The organism is Prevotella sp. CAG:255 (genome assembly GCF_000431195.1).
In the GTDB taxonomy this organism is placed as follows: domain Bacteria; phylum Bacteroidota; class Bacteroidia; order Bacteroidales; family Bacteroidaceae; genus Prevotella; species Prevotella rara.
The window spans coordinates 37,804-57,609 of record NZ_HF986828.1 but is presented as its reverse complement, the minus strand read 5'-3'; the positions used below and the strand labels follow the sequence as shown (position 1 = coordinate 57,609).

Annotated in this window: 11 protein-coding genes and 1 other RNA gene; 6 read left to right on the top strand and 6 right to left on the bottom strand. The window is 46.2% G+C overall.

Going from position 1 to position 19,806, the window contains the following annotated elements:
* Positions 1–370: 370 nt before the first annotated feature.
* On the bottom strand, positions 371–1,888 hold the full coding sequence (locus tag QVO66_RS10225) for a DUF4301 family protein (RefSeq protein WP_021855396.1): 1,518 nt from the start codon (positions 1,886–1,888) through the stop codon (positions 371–373).
* A 351-nt stretch (positions 1,889–2,239) separates the two neighbouring features.
* Here QVO66_RS10225 and QVO66_RS10220 point away from each other — a divergent pair, with 351 nt between their 5' ends.
* Positions 2,240–4,450 carry a RelA/SpoT family protein gene (locus QVO66_RS10220; protein ID WP_021855395.1) on the top strand — a complete coding sequence of 737 codons (2,211 nt, stop codon included), beginning with the start codon at positions 2,240–2,242 and terminating at the stop codon, positions 4,448–4,450.
* Positions 4,451–4,701: 251 nt separating this feature from the next.
* Here the strand turns inward: QVO66_RS10220 and QVO66_RS10215 are convergent, their stop codons facing one another.
* Entirely contained in the window at positions 4,702–5,178 is a 477-nt protein-coding gene (locus tag QVO66_RS10215; protein ID WP_021855394.1) for a DUF4252 domain-containing protein, read from the bottom strand.
* A 275-nt stretch (positions 5,179–5,453) separates the two neighbouring features.
* A complete protein-coding gene (locus tag QVO66_RS10210; RefSeq protein ID WP_021855393.1) occupies positions 5,454–7,745 on the bottom strand; it encodes an NADP-dependent malic enzyme in 2,292 nt (763 codons plus the stop codon).
* Positions 7,746–7,899: 154 nt separating this feature from the next.
* Between QVO66_RS10210 and QVO66_RS10205 the strand changes: the two genes are divergently transcribed.
* Complete coding sequence (locus QVO66_RS10205; protein WP_021855392.1) at positions 7,900–8,538, top strand: TetR/AcrR family transcriptional regulator; 639 nt, start codon at positions 7,900–7,902, stop codon at positions 8,536–8,538.
* A gap of 937 nt (positions 8,539–9,475) precedes the next feature.
* On the opposite strand, the gene QVO66_RS10200 is transcribed toward QVO66_RS10205, so the two are convergent.
* The 3 genes from QVO66_RS10200 to ssrA all read right to left on the bottom strand — a co-directional run bounded on the left by QVO66_RS10200 (position 9,476) and on the right by ssrA (position 13,963).
* Positions 9,476–11,068: a glycoside hydrolase family 28 protein gene (locus tag QVO66_RS10200; protein WP_021855390.1), complete on the bottom strand. Its 1,593-nt coding sequence runs from the start codon at positions 11,066–11,068 to the stop codon at positions 9,476–9,478.
* A 463-nt stretch (positions 11,069–11,531) separates the two neighbouring features.
* Positions 11,532–13,250 carry a glycoside hydrolase family 43 protein gene (locus QVO66_RS10195; protein ID WP_288172807.1) on the bottom strand — a complete coding sequence of 573 codons (1,719 nt, stop codon included), beginning with the start codon at positions 13,248–13,250 and terminating at the stop codon, positions 11,532–11,534.
* Positions 13,251–13,562: 312 nt separating this feature from the next.
* Positions 13,563–13,963: a transfer-messenger RNA gene (gene ssrA, locus QVO66_RS10190) on the bottom strand.
* A 243-nt stretch (positions 13,964–14,206) separates the two neighbouring features.
* On the opposite strand from ssrA, the gene QVO66_RS10185 reads away from it, so the two are divergent.
* Genes QVO66_RS10185 through QVO66_RS10170 form a run of 4 tightly spaced genes read left to right on the top strand, consistent with a single transcriptional unit; the run spans position 14,207 to position 19,751 of the window.
* Positions 14,207–14,794 carry a sugar transferase gene (locus QVO66_RS10185; RefSeq protein WP_053398628.1) on the top strand — a complete coding sequence of 196 codons (588 nt, stop codon included), beginning with the start codon at positions 14,207–14,209 and terminating at the stop codon, positions 14,792–14,794.
* 17 nt (positions 14,795–14,811) lie between these two features.
* Positions 14,812–17,382, top strand: coding sequence for an SLBB domain-containing protein (locus QVO66_RS10180; protein WP_021855387.1), 2,571 nt, complete (start codon positions 14,812–14,814; stop codon positions 17,380–17,382).
* Positions 17,383–17,395: 13 nt separating this feature from the next.
* The gene (locus tag QVO66_RS10175) at positions 17,396–18,436 is read left to right on the top strand and encodes a chain length determinant protein (protein ID WP_021855386.1); all 1,041 of its coding nucleotides are present in this window, start codon (positions 17,396–17,398) and stop codon (positions 18,434–18,436) included.
* Entirely contained in the window at positions 18,414–19,751 is a 1,338-nt protein-coding gene (locus QVO66_RS10170) for a lipopolysaccharide biosynthesis protein (protein WP_021855385.1), read from the top strand. Before QVO66_RS10175 ends, QVO66_RS10170 begins: the two co-directional genes overlap by 23 nt.
* Positions 19,752–19,806 lie beyond the last annotated feature (55 nt).

The following is a 19,806-nucleotide window of genomic DNA, read 5'->3' as shown; positions in this document are numbered from 1 at the left end:
TAAATTTTTCATTACTCACTTCATAAGGCAGCGGTACTTTTAGCGGATCTCAGATCCTGATATTATATTCCGGCAGATTGCAAATCAGCCGGCACAATGGCAACGTAGTGCGTCTTACGAAAATGAAAGTTAAAAGTGAAAAACGAAAAATCCAAATGTATTGTGATTTTCAGCCCGCCTTATTGTTTACATTGGCACTAAGCGCAAACGAAGTTCAGCATAGCTAATTATGAAACGTAGTTCAACATTAGCTATTTATAAATTATGAAACGCAGTTCAGTGTAGCTAATTATAAAACAAAAAATATATTATATAATAAAGAAAAATAGAGAATTGGGCATGTAAAGAATCCCAATTCTCTATTTTTATCTTATTGATGCTGCTCGCGAAGAAGGTCGTTGACGGTCTTTACGGGGTTGAATGTTGACAGAGGAACTTCTACGAACACTGTGTTCCAGTTGCTCATAGCACCATTCCACAAGCCCGGCAACTCGAGAGCCTTCAGCTCCTTGCCGTTCTTGCTCTTGCTGCTGATAAATCCTGTTGTCTTGTCAACATAGTCAGGCAGATTGAACGGCTCGCCCTTATAATTCTTAACGGCACAAACGAGGTCAACGGGATTGAAGTGTGTACCCTCAGTGAACATCTTCATGTATTCGGTGTTGCTCTTGTCTATCTGGCTGCTCTCAAGTATCTGCAGACTGATGGTGCCGTCCTGATTGTAGGTAAGGAACGGACCTCCGCCCGGCTCGCCAACGTTCTTTACAACTCCGCAGACACGGATAGGACGGTTGAGCTTTGAGCGCAGATAGATAACGAGGTCGGCATCCTCAAGATTCTTGATGTCTGGCTTGCGGCAGCACAGATCGTTCTGAACGAAACGTATGATTTCTTCAATCTGTGAATTGCTATACTCGCCGCTGTCGAGCAGGCGCAGATAGCTGAACACCTTTTCCTGCAACGTTACTAGAATTCCGGCAATGAGCTGCTTGTAGGTTACGGTGTCGTTCTTAAGACGATCGGGCACAACGTTGTCGATGTTCTTTACAAAGATTACGTCGGCGTCGATGTCGTTAAGATTCTGGATGAGAGCGCCATGACCTCCGGGACGGAACAACAGAGAGCCGTCGGCATTGCGGAACGGAGTGTTGTCCGGGTTGGCGGCAATAGTGTCGGTGCTGGGCTTCTGCTCAGAGAAAGAGATATTGTAGTTGATGCCGAACTTGGCAACATATTTGTCTTTCTTCTCAGCCACCTTCTTCTCAAACAGAGCCTTATGCTCATGGCTTACGGTGAAGTGAACATTAGCCTCGCCTGCGCTTGACGCATATAATGCTCCCTCAACAAGATGCTCCTCGAGAGGAGTGCGCACGCCGTCTTCATATCTGTGGAAGAGCAGCAGGCCCTTTGGCAGCTGTCCGTAGTTAAGGCCCCTAGACTCGAGCATATTGGCAACAACAGCCTTGTAGTTGCCGGCAGCAACAAGGGCTGCGATGTCCTTGCCCTCATTCTTTACGCAAGCTGCGTTAAGCTCATCATAGAAAGCAAACTTCTCTATGTTGTCGAAGAATTTCTTTTCGAAGTCAGTACGCGGTTCGTCATAGTCAGCGCCGAGAAAAGCGAACATATCCTTGAACATACGGCTGGCAGCTCCACTGGCAGGAACAAACTTTACGATCTTCTTGCCTTCTGCCTTATAGGCTTCCCACTTTGCGATATAGTCGGCACGCTCACTGTCGGCAGGAGCAATGACGCCACGGCCTATGCCTGCTGCTGCCTCGAGCTTCAGGAAAGGAAAGCCTTTTTTAAACTCTTCGAGTTGGGTTGCTACTTGTTCTTCGGTTATGCCTTTTTCGGCAATCTGCTTTAAGTCTTCTGGTGATAACATAAGTATTATAATTTTATAAGGTTTCAGTAAATCAGTTACAAATATATAGTTTTTTTCTTAAAAAACATAACTTTAGATATTAAAAAGTTATTACTTATTGTCAGAAATGCCTTATTATTTAATTTATTTGAAAGAACATCCGAAAATATCAGGAAAAATGTGTAAGTTTGCATAACAATGTACTCCGGCAGACCATGAAAAGTTGCCGTGCAAAGGCATTATTAACCTGTAAGCATACACGCCGGCACGCATGCTGAAACATGGAAGACAAGCCAAAGCCGGACATTTAAAGATAAATTCATCAACGGCAGACGCCAACAGGCGGCAATGCCCTTAACATACAAGAAGGATATGGCTGAAAAACTGTTCTTTACCAAAAAAGAGAGAAACGACATTGTAAACATAATACGCGGACTGCGCGAGAACGCACACGGCATGCTGAAAAGAGAAGACGAGAAAAACGTCTTCAGGCATCTGAAAACCGCTCTCGAAAACGACCTTATACAGCGCGATGTGTTTGGAATGAACCCCATACTGCTGAGTCTGCAGACCGCACAGATTGCCGTGAGCGAGATTGGACTGAAGCGCGACGGCGTGATGGCCATACTTCTATATACAAGCGTGGCTGAAAACGACAACTCGCTTGAGGAAATAGAAAAGAACTTCGGAAAAAACGTATCTACCATAATTCACGGACTCAGAAGCATACAGGAACTGTATAAGAAGAATCCGGTGATAGAGAGCGAAAACTTCAGAAACCTGCTGCTGTCGTTTGCCGAGGACATGAGGGTGATACTGATAATGATTGCCGACAGGGTGAACCTGATGAGGCAGATAAGGGACACCACAAACACTGAGGCAAAGATGAAGGTGAGCGAGGAGGCAAGCTATCTGTATGCCCCACTGGCACACAAGCTGGGACTGTATAAGCTGAAAAGCGAGCTGGAAGACCTGAGCCTGAAATATCTTGAGCACGACGCCTACTACATGATAAAGGCGAAACTCAACGAGACAAAGAAAAGCCGCGACGCTTATATAGAAAAGTTCATAACGCCTATAGACAAGAAGCTGAAAGAGGCCGGACTGAAGTTTCACATGAAGGGACGCACAAAGAGCATTCACAGCATCTGGCAGAAGATGAAGAAACAGCAATGCGGCTTTGAAGGCATATATGACCTGTTTGCAATAAGAATAATACTCGACTCGCCGGCAGAACTGGAGAAGATGCAGTGCTGGCAGGTGTTCGCCATAATAACAAACATGTATCAGCCTAACCCGAAACGTATGCGCGACTGGCTGAGCGTGCCTAAGTCGAACGGATACGAGAGTCTGCACATAACCGTGCTCGGACCTGAAAACAAATGGGTGGAGGTGCAGATACGCACAGAGCGCATGGACGAGGTGGCAGAAAGAGGACTGGCTGCCCACTGGAGATACAAGGGCGTGAAGGGCGAAAGCGGACTTGACGAATGGCTCAACAGCATCAGAACGGCGCTGGAGAACAAGGACGACCTGCAGGTGATAGACCAGTTTAAGATGGATCTTTATGAGGACGAGGTGTTTGTGTTTACGCCCAAAGGCGACCTTATGAAGTTTCCGAAAGGAGCCACCGTGCTCGACTTTGCCTACCGCATACACTCTAACATAGGCAACCACTGCACGGGAGCAAGGATAAACAACAAGGCGGTTACATTCAGATACATACTGAAAAACGGCGACCAGGTGGAGATCATGACGTCGAGCACGCAAAAGCCGAAACAGGACTGGGTGAACATCGTGAAGACAAGCCGCGCAAAGTCGAAGATAAGAATGGCCATAAAAGACCTTATGGTGAAAGACGGAGCGTATGCAAAAGAGATGTTTGAACGCCGACTGAAAAACCGAAAGATCGACTTTGACGAGAGTGCCGTGTCGCACCTGATAAAGAAACTGGGATATAAGGAAGCAAACGACTTCTACAAAGACATGGCTGACGGAAGCCTCGACGTGAACCAGACAATAGAAACGTATCAGCAGGTGCTGATGTTCGACAACAACACCGCACCAACGGCTCCGGCAAGAAGTGCGAAAGAGTTTAGCTTTGAGAACCCCAACGAGGAGATTGCCTACTCGAACGACGACGTGCTGGTGATTGACCAGAACCTTAAAGGCGTGGACTATACGCTGTCGAAATGCTGCCACCCGATATACGGCGACGACGTGTTCGGATTTGTAACCGTGAACGGCGGAATTAAGATTCACCGCACCGACTGCCCCAATGCACCCGAGCTGAGAAAGCGATTCGGCTACAGAGTGGTGAAGGCGATGTGGAGCGGAAAGGGCAAATCGCAATACTCTATCACGCTGAAGATTATAGGAAACGACGACATAGGCATCGTGAACAACATAACGAGCATTATATCGAAAGAAGAGAACATCATGATGCGCAGCATAAACATTGACAGCAACGACGGACTGTTCCGCGGTAACCTCGTGGTAAACGTGGAGGACACATCGAAACTGGAACAGCTGATAAAGAAGCTGCGCAACGTGAAGGGCGTGAAGCAGATTATAAGACTATAAGAAGAAAGAGGATGTGGCAGCGATGCCGCACACAATGAAGACATACAAAAGGCCATGATGCCTTGACCATAAAAAGGAAACGGACAAATGCACAGGCACAACAGCCGGCATTTGTCCGTTTTTATATAAACCTTTCTTTAACTTAAAACACAATAGGTTATTAGCCCGCACACAGCATTATCTGTTTTGTGCATTCATGCTTTCAGCCGTCTACTTGCTGAAGAATATGCGGAGCGATGACCTGTTTACGGTTAAAGAATCTGCTGCAGCATGTCTTTGTTCAGGAGCTTCATGGCGTCTTCCTTGCTTATCTTGCCGGTAACGTCGATAAGGGCACAATCTTCATCATCCGAAAAAGCGATGAAAAGTTCGGTAACATAGTCGCCCTCACACTTGCCGAATACCTTTATTGTGTCTGACTCGTCAACGAACGAAGCCATGGCTTCATAAGCTTCAGAGTCTATCTCTCCCACCCTGTCGTTGAATGTCTTAATCTGCTCGTCGGTGCCCTCAGACAGCAGGACGAGAGTGCCACCGTCAAGATTAGACAGGAGAGCCTTGACATTTTCAGGCATGGCGGCAGCCTGCGCAACAATAAGGTCCTTGCTGAGCGTTATGGTCTGAGCACCTGTAGACTTTGTGATTTCGTTGATTACCTCTTGTGTGCTTTTGGCAAAGCCGGCCATGCAGAACATTGCTGCCAGCGCCAGAATAAACAGCTTTTTCATAATAGTGTCGTTTTGTTGTTAATTATGTCATTTGTTTCTATTGTCATAGACGCATGACAAGGCCGTCAGTGACATGAAAGATAAAGTTTTTCACACTTTTTATATTATACACACCTCATTCAGTTAAAGCTGCCAGACATGGCGTTGCTCTGACATGAGACATAAACCCCTATCAGCAATCAAGATTTGGGGTAAAACGGACGACGGCTCCGATGACATGTCGTTACATCATTGGAGCCGTCATACATAATGTTATATCGCAGGCAGCTGCGCCGTTATTGTCTGTTCTCCTTTATCTTCTGCACGTAAGCGTCGATAACGGCCACGGCAGTGATATTGACAACATCGCGTACGCTGCACTCGAAGTCGGTGAAGTGTATAGGCTTGTTAAGACCCATCTGGATAGGACCGATAATCTCAGCGTCAGAATTCATTGCACGCAACAGCTTGTATGCGTTGTTGGCACTGCTTAGGTTAGGGAACACAAGCGTGTTGACATCCTTGCCCTTAAGGCGCGAGAACGGATACTTGGCGTCGCGCAGCTTGTTGTCGAGAGCAAAGTTTACCTGCATCTCGCCGTCGATGGCCAGGTCAGGATAACGTGTCTGCATAGCCTCAACGGCAGCATGAACCTGAGCCGGACTGCCTATCTCGTCGGAACCGAAGTTTGAATAGCTTATCATGGCTATCCTCGGCTCTTCGTTGAAGAATCTTACGGTCATTGCGCTCAGACGTGCAATGTCTACGAGCACGTCCTTGTCAGGATGGCGGTTGATAAGCGTGTCGGCCATGTAGAACACACCCTTCTTGGAGTTGATGATATGCATCGTGCCAAAATGGTTGTATCCGGGCTGTATGCCGATAACCTCTTTTGCCACCTTGATGGTGTTTGAATACTTGGTGTAAAGACCCGTGATGAAGGCGTCGGCCTCGCCGGTCTCAACCATCATCATACCGAAATAGTTGCGCTCAAACATCTTGTCGTTGGCTTCCTGGAATGTGTAGCCCTGGCGCTTGCGCTTCTCGGCAAGTATGCGTGCATAGCGCTCACGGCGGTCGTTCTGGTTGTCGTGGCGCAGATTTACTATCTCTATGCCGTCGAGATTAAGGTCGAGTTCCTTGGCAAGCTTCATTATACGCTCGTCGTTGCCCAGCAGGATAGGCTGGCAGATGCCCTCGTTCCTTGCCTGTACGGCAGCCTTGAGCATCGTAGGGTGTATGCCTTCGGCAAAGACAACGCGCTGCGGGTGCTTGCGTGCTGTATCATATAGCTTCTGGGTGAGCTTGGTTTCCTGTCCGAGCATCTCGCGCAGATGATTTTTGTATTCGTCCCAGTCGGTTATCGTGGTGCGTGCCACCCCACTCTCTATGGCTGCCTTGGCAACGGCTGCCGACACTTCGGTGATGAGGCGCGGGTCGACAGGTTTCGGAATGAAGTAAGACGGACCGAAAGTAAGGTTGTTTACCTGATATGCGTCGTTAACGACATCGGGCACAGGCTGCTTTGCCAGGTTGGCAATGGCGTTGACGGCGGCAAGCTTCATCTCCTCGTTTATGGCAGAGGCATGAACGTCGAGAGCGCCTCTGAAGATATACGGGAAGCCGATAACGTTGTTAATCTGGTTAGGATAGTCAGAACGGCCGGTAGACATGAGCACGTCGGAACGGCTGGCCATGGCTTCCTCATAAGAGATCTCGGGCACGGGGTTAGCCAGGGCGAACACAATGGGCTGGTCGGCCATCGACCTTACCATGTCCTGAGTGAGCACGTTGCCCTTGGAAAGACCGACAAACACGTCGGCCCCCTTGACAGCCTCCTCGAGTGTATGCACGTCGCGGCGGTCGGTAGCAAAGAGCTTCTTCTGCTCCGTAAGGTTCTCACGGTCGCTGGTGATAACGCCCTTAGAATCGAGCATCACAATGTTCTCGCGCTTTGCGCCGAGAGCCATATACAGCTTTGTACATGATATGGCTGCCGCACCTGCTCCGTTGACAACAATCTTAACCTTTGATATGTCCTTGCCGTTCACCTCGAGAGCGTTCTTCAGTCCGGCGGCAGATATGATGGCCGTGCCGTGCTGGTCATCGTGCATCACGGGGATGTCGAGCGTGCGCTTCAGTCGCTCTTCGATGTAGAAACATTCAGGAGCCTTTATGTCTTCAAGGTTGATGCCGCCGAACGTGGGGGCTATCTTCTCTACAGCCTCGCAGAACTTTTCGGGGTCTTTCTCGTCAACCTCAATGTCGAACACGTCGATGCCGCCATAAATCTTAAACAAGAGTCCCTTGCCCTCCATGACGGGCTTGCCGCTCATGGCTCCGATGTCGCCCAGACCGAGCACGGCGGTGCCGTTGCTTATCACGGCAACAAGATTGCCCTTAGCTGTGTATTTATACGCGTCATCGGGAGTTTTCTGTATCTCAAGGCACGGAAACGCAACGCCCGGCGAGTAGGCCAGACTAAGGTCGGTTTGCGTACTATAGGGCTTTGTCGGTTTAACTTCTATTTTTCCGGGTTTCCCGTTCTTGTGGTATGCAAGAGCGGCCTCTTTTGTTATGTTTACCATAGGCGTTTTCTGTTATCTTATTTTGTATTGTCTTTTACCTTATAACCATTTCACTTTATCATGAAAAGTCATGCAAATGTAATAAAAATAAAGGAAAGCAAATAGTTTTTTTAGAAAAATTATTAACTTTGCAAATAAAATAAGAATAGTGTTTATGCGCAAAACAGGCAACATAACAGTTTATCGTGAAAATCTGAAAACAAGGATACTCGAAACGTCGATGCAGCTCTTCAAACAGAAGGGAATCAGGGCTGTGAAGATGGACGATATTGCCACGGAAATGGGAATATCCAAACGCACCCTGTATGAGATTTACAGCAACAAGGAAGACCTGCTTTACGAGTGTGTAAAGCACGACTCTGAGAAGATGACCAAGCAACTGCAGGAGTATGCCGAAAAGACGGACAACGAGATGGACGTCATAGCCTTCTTCCTTAAAGCCAAGCTGAGAGACCTGGGAACCATCAATCCGCGCTTCTTTCTTGAAACGCAGAAATACTCTAAGATTGTAGCTTTTCTGCAAGAGTATAACGAGAGGCAGCGCGCCAACTCGTACCTCTTCATGAAGAAAGGCATAGAGCACGGATTCTTCAGGGGCGACATCAACTATGACATCGTGCACAAGATGAGCGACGCCGCTATGAACTATGTTATGCAGACAAAGATGTACCGCAAGTATTCGCTGAAGGAGATATTCCACACCTTCATAACGGTCTATATGCGCGGGTGCTGCACAAACAAGGGGCTCGACTATCTGGAGAAGTATATGGACGAAAGCAAGATAAACAAATAGGACACAGACAAGAGAATGACGCTGCGCGGACGGCGGCCCAAGGAGCAGGACAACAAAGTTAAGATTCAGGACAAAGCGCAACAGGAGAGCCTGAAATCTAATAAAAATCAGTATACTAAAACAATTCAGCCACATACGCGACCGCATCAAGGAAGCAAAGGAAAATCATAACATCAGCAGAAAACGACATACGCAACCGTGATGTCTCTACACACGAAGAGCATCAGCGCACCCATGAAAAGACATTATAAAATGGTGTGCGACAATGGTCTGTGCATGCTGACATATTGCCGGCACGGCAGACATGGTGCTTACATTGTGATTTCTGTCAACGCTCCAGAATCGGGCTATTCTAAAATTTCTTTCCGCAGGAGTAAAATTCCGCTGTTTTTGTGTGCAAGCGTAAACTGCTATACTGCAACATGTTGGCACGGCAAAGAGCATCAGTATGCATTTTTCTGGCACTAAAACAGCGGCATTTTGCCTCAAAATTCACTCACGACACAAGGCATAACGCATGGCAAAAGGTGGCTTTTTAGGATGCAAAAGGGCACAAACGGCAACACGAAAGGCGGCATTTTGCAGACCGGGATGCCACTGGACGCACAAAAGCGGCATATTATCGGGCACATATTTTCTATTTTGTCTGAAAATCCATACAAAGGCAAAATATCATAATGAACTGCATAAGCCTCAATATGCTTACACTTATCAATATTCAAATGTCCCAATCATAAACCAACACTTGCCAAAGAATGGCATACCGTCAATACACACTAAAACTCAGACAGAAGCATGCTCAATATAAAAACAAAAATCCTGCGGATAATAATTGGCCTATTTAGGATAAAAAAGTAACGCTCACACAGGAGCCAAACCTGCATGAGCGTTTCAGTCACTATGTTTAAACAGAATTAAAATATATAAAAACAAAACACTAAAGTTTGTTCATTCCCGGCTTGCAGACCACGTCTGCACCATTGCTGCGGATGACTATGCCCGAAGCCTTGCTGCCCTTTATGTCCATGTTGAGCGCGCCGCCGGGCACATAGAACGTAACATTGTCGAAGAGCACGTTGCGGCTGTCGTCTATCACCATCGTGTTGTCTGTGGCCTGTATCTCCATGTTGCGCAGCGTCAGTCCGTCGGCATCGTTGAGCGTCTTTATTATCCTGTTGGTCCTGACACTGCCGTTCTCAAGTAGCACGCCAGAACACGGAATCTCAGGTATGCCGTTGACGGTCATTAGCCTGTCGGCCGACTCAACTATGAAGTTGCGTATGGTTATGTCCTTAACCGTAGGCGTAAGCGGAGTGATGTCGAGCGGCGGATAGCGACGCGCAAGCTCACCCATATACATCTTTGAACCGAGCAGATCCCACGTGAAAGCCTCGCGCACGTTCACCAGTCTTATGTTCTCATAGGTGATGTCTTCAACGGTGCCGCCGCGGTTGCGTCTTGTCTTGAAGCGGAAGCCCGTGCGTGTGCCGTAGAACACGCAGTCGTGAAGATACACACGGCGTATGCCTCCTGCCGTCTCGCTGCCGCAGGTGATGCCTCCGTGACCGTCCTTGGCGAGACAGTAGCGTATGAGCACGTTCTCCGTAGGACGGTTGACGCGCAGTCCGTCTTCGCATCGTCCGGCCTTCAGCGTGAAGCAGTCGTCGCCGCAGTTGAGCGTAGAGTATTCTATAAGCACGTTCTTGCATGAAGAGATGTCTATGCCGTCGCCGCTCGGCACGTCTGTAGAGTTTACGGTTATGCCTCTTATTATCACGTTCTCACAATAAACGGGATTAACGTTCCACAGAAGGCTGCGCTCGAAGGTTACACCCTCAACGAGCACGTTCTTGCAGTTGATGGGCGAAAACGACTTGGGACGGTAGAACGTGCGGCCTTCCTTGCCGTCGCACAGACGCTCTTTGACGGGCATACGGTAGTCGATGTCGTTCTCAACTACGCTTTTGCCGTTAGGGAACTTGCGCATAGGAACGTCCATCGGCGGACCCATAATCACGCCTTTGCCCGTAAGGGCTATGTTCTTTGCACCGTTGGCATATATAAACGCACCAGCACCCATAACCTCGACGCCCTCATGACGCGTGAACACGGCAGGCTGATAGTCGTCCACCTCGCCCGAGAACTCTATCACGGCACCTTCATCCAGGCGAAGCTCCACGTTGCTCTTCAGTTCTATTCTGCCTGAATACCACTTGCCGGCAGGCACAACCACGGTGCCGCCGCCACGCTTAGAGAGGCGTTCTATCTTTTCATTGATTGCAGGAGTTATCTTGCCCGATGCCGAAACGTCGGCCTTGCCCACGGTTTCGCGACGGTCGGGAAATTCGGGGCGCCTTATCTTCTTCAGCTTGAAGGGCGCTTCGTCTACAGGAGCTATGTCGGCAGGCATTGCAGCTGCTCCTACGTTCTCTTTCTCTGGCACTACAATAGTGTTGCCGGCATCAGCCCCGTTGGCGAACACCGGCAACATTAAAATTAATGATAATAAAGATTTTGCGTATCTGTCCATTGTTATGTTTCTTTTAAAGAAAGAACGTAAACAGATTTGATTTGTAACGTTATTTATGCTGACAATTTTCACAGAATGTTTCTATTTTGGTTAATGTTTCGCATATTTTAAGCCAAATCGGTTATTTTAATCCAACCTTATTGTCGTTTTGACATTTAGCTGGCTGCCGTTTGATTCTCCGCAAGCACTGCGGGCAATGTCAAGAAAAGGCAGACGGCAAGACGCCAACAGAAAGCAATAAGACTGCCGGAAGCCTCAATCTGCAGATAGAAGTAAGACAATGACCGATTTTAGACTTGACGCATTTATCTTCAACATGCATCCTTCAGAAACAGTCTGTAAGGCTGTCAATGTGTTGTTTCAGTCTGTAGGCCAGACCGTTATTTGTATAAGGCAGGCAGTGCCCCGGCTGTTTCAACCATGCCAGAATGCATCCGGACTGCACTGCCTTTACCATTATGTATTATCCGCGTGTGGCATACAGGCCGATGGTGGTGCCTGTAAATCCGCCGGCGTTGCGTGTCGACAGGAAACCGGCGTCTACGTTGTTCTTCAGCAGTTTCCATTCGCCTTTGCCCACTGCATAGTAGAAGTCGAACGTCAGACCGCGTGAAACAATCTTCAGGCGTATGTCCTTGTCGGCCTTTGCGAGAGCCGAACTTGCCAATATTTCGTCTTTGCCTCCGTCAGCTGTCTTTCTAAGTTCAACGGCCTTGCCTGCTGACGTCTTGGCAACGCAAAGCAGATACTGATGTGTCTCGTCCTTGAAGAGCAGCATGCCTGCGCGCTCGTTTACAGTCTGAGGCTCGAATACCAGACGTGAAGAGCACTCAAACTTATGATGCTGTATGCGGCGGCCTACGTATGCCGGAACAGCTTTCTCGGCAGTTGTGGTCTCAACGCATTTCATTGACAGATAACCGGGCACGGCATTTGTGCTGCAGATAGAGTCAACAGGACCGCGAAGCGAGAACCAGTCGAGCGGCAGTGTCTTTTCAGAGAAATCGTCGTTGTATGCAAAATTACCGAAGGTTACGTTCTTTCCGCGTACAGCTCCCTTTACATTGCCTGTCATAGGCACGGTTTTTCCCTGTTCAAGTATGAGCGGGAAACCTTCGTCAGTCCAGCTTACAGGCAGGAGGAATGTCTCACGTCCAAGATTCTCAAACTTGCCCTCACAAGGACGGCATGCAAGGAACACAGCCCACCAGTCGCCGGAAGGAGTCTGCACGAGGTCGGCATGACCTGCACATGTAACAGGGTCTATGCGGTTAGGATCAAGGTCGCGCTGAGTAAGTATAGGATTCTTCTTGGCAGGAACGAAAGGTCCAAACGGGCTGTCGCTTCTGAAAATCACCTCTGAGTGCATGTCGCTGGTGCCGCCTTCGGCCGACATCAGGAAATATTTGCCGTTAATCTTATACATATGAGGACCCTCAATCCATATCGGCTTGTCCTCCGGATGCACGCCCTTGTTCACGAGAATCTTCTCAGGACCAACAGTCTTGTCGGTATTTACGTCAAATTCGCGCACGCGGATAGCCCTGTGGCCGTCGTATTCAGCCTTGCCTTCGGGTTCGTCATTGTTTACGATATAGGCCTTACCGTCGTCGTCAAAGAAGAATGAGGGGTCTATGCCTTTTACATCAGGCAGACGGATTGGCTCCGACCATGAGCCGAACGGATCTTTTGTCTTAACGAAGAAGTTGCCCCACCCCACGTTTGTGGTTATCATATAAAAGGTCTTGTTGTGAGGATTATACGATATTGCAGGAGCAAAGATACCTGCTGAAACCTTCTGACCGGCAAGAGGCAACTGCGACGGACGGTCGAGGATATAGCTGATCTGCTTCCAGTTCACTAGGTCCTTGCTGTGGAACAACGGCACTCCGGGATAATAAGAGAAGCTTGAAGTTACCATAAAGTAGTCATCGCCGACACGGCAGATGCTCGGATCTGAATTCCATCCGGGAAGTATCGGATTGTAGAATCCGCCCTCGCCTTCGAGCTTCACTTTCTTATAGATGTCGTCATCTCCACTATAACTGAAATAATCGAACAATGCCGTATGGGCAACAGTGGCAGGCGCCTTTGCGGCACTTGCAGCTTGAGCGCCGGCTGTCTGTGCCGAAAAGGCAAGCAATGCAGACGCAAGAATGCAGCTAATTTTAGTTTTTTTCATATCTCTATATATCAGAATATTAAAGTTTTTCATGTCCATGCATAGGTCTTCGCCATAGATATGCGCCATCCGCTTATGGCTTATGCCGTAAAAGACCTGTACCGAGTACAAAGGTAAAAACTATAATCAATTAGCGCCCCACTATTCGTCACCAATACATTAATATTTGTTTCATGCACATAATTCATCACCATAAAACACATGAAATCAGGACAAAACAGAGATTTTCGTACTAAATGCGAGTTCAGGAAAAATTACAGATATGCCGTAAAGTAAACAAAAAGGCGGCGTAATAAGCTTACACCGCCTTTTGTGTGGAGCTGGAGGGATTCGAACCCTCGTCCAAACAGGGAAACCATACGCTTTCTACACGCTTATTCCGGCCTTCGGTTTTCGAGCTGCAGCAAGACCCGGACCACCAACTGCAACCTTATCCCCTAAAACTTCATCTTGAGTGCGGGGCCGCACAAGACTATTTCCGATTTAACCGCACCGCTTTACCGAAACGCTTCGGAACAACAGCTTTCGAGCAGTGTCTCGTCCTGTCACCTTGTGACTGGATTAAGCCGATAATCTACTATGCTTCGATTAGGCAGCGAGAGCGTATTTGTTTTCGCCAGATAAATTTATGACCGCTGAGATTTAGGAGCAAACAGACCACGCTCCGCGTGCTTACGTACCATTCCAACCCGCTGTCAAATCCGGTCAACCCCAATCTGCCAAACGTGCCGGAGCTACGTTTTATCTGTGCAAAGATAACTCTTTCTGTAAGAATACGCAAATTTATGGCTATTTTTTCAATAATCAGAGAGCAACTAACATTTTTTTCAAATTATTTGTGTTACCTTTGCAACAAATTTGAATATTTGGGGTTATTATAGAGAAACAATATTTTTTAGAAGGTGAACAACGTCTATACGAAAGAGGCGGACTGCATAAACTGCAGCCATGATGCTATGAATGCTACACAAAGGGCAATAAAAAGGGCTTTCGACTTTATATCAGCCTTTTTAGGACTGATTATATTATCACCATTGTTCCTCATTATATATATAATGCTCAAAAGACAAAAGAACGGACCTGCAATATTCTCGCAAGAACGCATAGGATACAGAGGCAAGCCGTTTACCATATATAAATTCAGAACTCTCAGCAAGGCTGAGGACAAACCACAGCTGGTGGCTAAATGTGATGACAGCAACTCGACCAAAACCGAAAGATTTTTAAGAGAGCATCATCTTGACGAGCTGCCGCAGCTCTGGAACGTGCTTATCGGCGACATGTCGCTCGTAGGACCACGCCCTGAACGCAAGTACTATATCGACCAGATAATGGAAATAGACAATTCGTATGTGCTAATATATGAAATGAGGCCCGGACTGACATCCGAGGCTACATTATATAATGGCTATACCGACAGCATGGAAAAGATGCTGAAACGTCTGCAGATGGATATTCATTATCTCGAGAACCGCTCGCTGGCGCTCGACTTCAGCATAATAATGCGTACAGCCGCAAGTATAATTAGTGGCAAGAAATTTTAAGTGGAAATTAATTTAATATGAAAAAATATATCATTCTTTTCTTATTCGCACTGCTGCTGCCTTGTTATGCAACAGCACAATCGTCAATGACAGACGAACAGATACTGAAATTTGTAATGAAAGAAAACGCCGAAGGCACATCGCAGGCACAGATTGTAACAAAACTGATGCAGAAAGGCGTAACTATAGAACAGATCAGGCGCGTAAAAGACAAATATGAACGCCAGGCAAAGAACAAAGGCCTTGGCACCGTAAGCAGCAAAGACACGGAAGAAGATAACGGACGCCAGAGAAAGAATAACGGAAAGAAAGGCTCAAGCAAAAACGACGATGACGAAGAATCACCGCAATACAGAATAAAAGATACAAGAGAAAAGAAAAAGAGCAAATCAAAAGAAGTTGTCTATGACGAGACAAACGAAGACTGGCTGATGATGCAGGATGAGCTGAACACATTCATCCCTGACACAACTGCCATGCTGGAAAAGCTCCTTGCAGAAAAAAGAAAGAAAAAAGTGTTCGGACGTGATATCTTCAACAATAAGGACCTTACGTTCGAGCCCAACATGAACATCGCCACCCCGCAGAATTACATCTTAGGCCCGGGCGACGCTGTTTATATCGACATATATGGCGCATCACAAAAGACTATAGAAAGCACCGTTTCACCCGACGGAGAAGTAACAATAGAAGGTTTCGGCCCCGTACAGGTAAGCGGTCTGACCGTGGCACAGGCAAATGCACGCCTGCGCTCTACATTGGGAGCAAGATACAGCAGTTCGAAGATAAAGCTAACTGTTGGTCAGACACGCTCGATAATGATTAACGTGATGGGTGAGGTGAAAAACCCTGGAACCTACACTCTTCCTGCGTTTGCAACAGTATTCCATGCCTTGTATATGGCGGGCGGTACAAACGATATAGGTACGATGCGTAACATCAAGGTATACAGAAATAACCGACTGGTGTCTGTCGTGGATATCTATGACTATATCCTGAACGGAAAACTCACAGGCAACGTCAGACTTGCCGACAACGACGTCATTTCCGTTGGTCCTTACGACTGCCTAGTAAATATTACCGGAAAGGTAAAAAGACCGATGTACTATGAAATGAAGCGAAACGAAAGCGTTGGTACCTTGCTGAAATACGCCGGAGGATTTACAGGAGATGCATATAAGAAATCTGTACGCATTGTCAGAAAGACAGGAAGAGAATATTCTGTCTACAACGTTGATGAATTTGACATGAGTGCATTCCATCTTGCAGACGAGGACTCTGTAAGCGTTGACTCTATCCTGCCCCGCTTCTCTAACATGGTTGAGGTCAAGGGTGCCGTGTTCCGTCCCGGAATGTATCAGGTAGGAGGCGACATCAACAGCGTAAAAACACTTATTGAACACGCCGACGGTCTCCGTGAAGAAGCCTTTACTGCACGTGCCGTAATGCACAGAATGAAGAAAGACCGTACACTCGAGGTCGTTCCTGTTGACGTGGAAGGCATATTGGACGGCACCGTTCCTGACATACCTATACAAAACAACGACGTGCTGTTCATCCCGACTAAACAGGAGATGATGGAGGAACAGACAATCACAATACACGGAGAGGTGCAATACCCGGGTATCTACAGATATGCCGACAACGAAACCCTTGAGGACTTCGTCTTGCAGGCAGGAGGCTTAAAGCAGACAGCCTCAACAGTAAAAGTGGATGTGTCAAGACGAATTGTAAACCCGAAGGCACTGACAACCGACTCAGTCATTGCCCGCACTTACACATTCGCCCTGAAAGACGGTTTTGTGATTGACGGCACACCCGGCTTCAAACTCATGCCGTTCGACGAAGTGTATGTCCGCAAGAGTCCCGGCTACTACAAGCAGCAGAATGTTGTCGTTGAAGGCGAAGTAATGTTCAGCGGTACATATACGCTCTCTAAGAAGAATCAGCGTCTGAGCGACCTTATAAAGAGTGCCGGCGGCGTTAACGACCGTGGCTATATTGCAGGTGCACGCCTCGAAAGAAAGGTGAACGAGAGCGAACGCGCACGTATGGAAGCCGTGCTCAAAAAAGCCAAGGAAGAGGCAGAACAGATGGAAATAGAAGCTGCTAAGGAAAACAAGAAAATAGATCTTAAAGACAGCGAGAAAATCAAGAAATTTGAAATACCTGAGTTCTATTCTGTCGGAATAGAGCTTGACAAGGCCCTAGCCAACCCTGGATGCGATGCAGACATCGTTTTGCGTGAAGGCGACAAAATCATCGTACCGCAATATAACGGAACAGTAAAGATAAACGGTGCTGTGATGTATCCTAACACCGTAGGTTTCCAGAAGGGCAAGAAGGCTAAATATTACATTAACCAGGCCGGCGGATTCAGCGAAAAGGCAAAGAAGAGCCAGACATACATTGTTTACATGAACGGCACTATTGCAAAGGTTAGCCAAAATGCCAAGCCAAAGCCCGGATGTGAAATTGTTGTACCTGAAAAGGAAATCAACAAGATGACTATTGCTGAAAAGATGACTATCGGAACATCTGTTGCATCAATAGCAACAATGATTGCGACACTGGCAAATATATTGTAAAAAATAAAAGAAAATGGTTGAGAATATAGAATACAAGCTCAGGGAAATAGACCTGAAAAAGCTTCTTAACAGAATAAAGACACATAAGAAATTATTTATAATAAATCTTTCTGTTGCATTTGTTGTAAGTGCATTCTTAATTTTATGTGTTCCGAGATTCTATGTCTGTGAAGTTAAACTGGCACCTGAAACCACCACTCCAAATATAGGTGGCCTTGGTGCCTTGGCGTCGAGCTTCGGCCTAAACATGTCTAATATGGCAAATCAGGATGCCATTGTGCCAGAACTGTATCCTGACCTGATGGAATCTGCCGACTTTCAGACAAGCATGTTCCCCATTAAAATAAAATCAAATGACGGGAAAATAGAAACTACATATTACGAATATCTTGAGAAGTACCAGAAATCAGCATGGTGGGAAAAGATAATAGGTTTTGTAAAAGACTTGTTTAAAGACGAGGATGCTGAAGGCGGAGCTAGCGCAATGAAAGTCAATCCTTTCAAAATGACAAAGAAGCAAAACGACATAGCCAAACTGGTTGGGCAAAAGATTAAATGTAGCGTTGACAAGAAGACCAGTGTCATCACTATAAACGTTGAGGATCAGGATCCTTTGATCTGTGCCACCATAGCAGACTCTGCAAGGGTAAAACTGCAGCAGTTCATCATAAAGTACAGAACAAACAAGGCACGTATAGACCTGGAGTACACAAAAAATCTGTATCAAGAAGCTAAAAGACAATACGAACGTGCAAGACAGGTATATGCGGTGTTCTCTGATGCCAATCAAGACTTGGTGCTTGAAAGCTACAAGGCAAAACTGGAAGACCTTGAAAACGAGATGCAGCTGCAGTACAACAACTATCAGCAAATAAGTCAGCAGCTTCAACTTGCAAAAGCGAAATTACAGGAAAGGACGCCTGCGTTCACTACACTACAGTCGGCATCTGTGCCACTTAAGCCTACAGGCCCCAAACGCATGGTGTTTGTTGCGTTCTGTATGATTCTAACATTCATAGGAACATCTGTCTATGTTTTCAAAAAAAATATTTAATGGTAATGAACGCACAGCTTTAATAAAAAAGAACATTGCCGGTTCCATACTTATAAAAGGCTGGAACTGCATTGTTCAATTATTGCTCGTGCCCATTACATTAAATTGTCTGAACCAATACGAATATGGAATTTGGCTTACCATCAATTCCATTTTGTTATGGATAGACCAATTTGACATAGGCCTGGGAAACGGACTCAGAAATAAGCTTGCAGAAGCATTAGCAAAAGGCGACAAGGAAAAAGCCAGAAGGCTTGTCAGCACAACATTCATGATGCTGATCATTATTGTAATACCCATTGTTCTCATTTTAAGAATAATAATTCACAATATTGACCTTCATTCGCTATTGAACATAAACAGCGCTACTGTACCAAACTTAGAGGGTATATTTGTTATTTCCATTGTATTTGTAGGCATAACCTTTATCTTCAAATTTATCGGAAATGTCTATCTTGGGCTTCAACTTCCGGCAATAAACAATCTTCTCGTTGTTTCCGGCCAAACGCTGGCACTGATTTGCATATTTGTTTTGTCGCTAATATATAAGCTCACATTATTCGACGTAGCCTGCATCTACACATTGTCGCCCCTGATGGTCTACCTGATTTCGTATCCGCTGACATTTTGCAGATACAAATATCTAAGACCTTCATTCAGGCTGTTTGATAAAACAGAACTTAAAGAACTGTTCTCACTAGGAATATTGTTCTTCATTGTTCAGATATCAGGTCTGATAATATTTGCCTCTTCAAACGTACTGATTACGCGCATATTATCTCCGGCAGAAGTTACGCCATACCAGATTTCATACAAATACTTCAGTCTGACGATAATGGTGTTTACAATCATCACCGCACCGCTCTGGTCTGCAACAACTGATGCGTATACAAAGAATGACTGGAAATGGATAAACAACATGATGAATAAGATGAATAAAATAATGCTGGCGTTTCTCGTTCTTCTGATACTGATGCTCGCATCATCTGAATTCATCTATAAAATATGGATTGGCGGTAAAGTTGAAATAGGCTATCTGCTGTCTGCATTAATGGCAATATATATGTGTGTACTTATTTACAGCACATGTTACTCTAACATACTCTTCGGAATAGGAAAAATACGTCTGATTACAATAATAACAGCGTTAGAAGCTATAATATACATCCCGTTGGCTATATTCTTAGGCAACAGATTTGGTCTTTACGGCATCATCAGTGCACTGATATCCGTTAACCTGATATGCACTATATGCAATAAGATTCAGTTTGAAAAGCTGGCAAACAATAAAGCAACGGGAATATGGAATAAGTAAATAAAGGCAAAATGTTGACAAACATAATAATATTAATATTTGTGTTCGCAGGAAT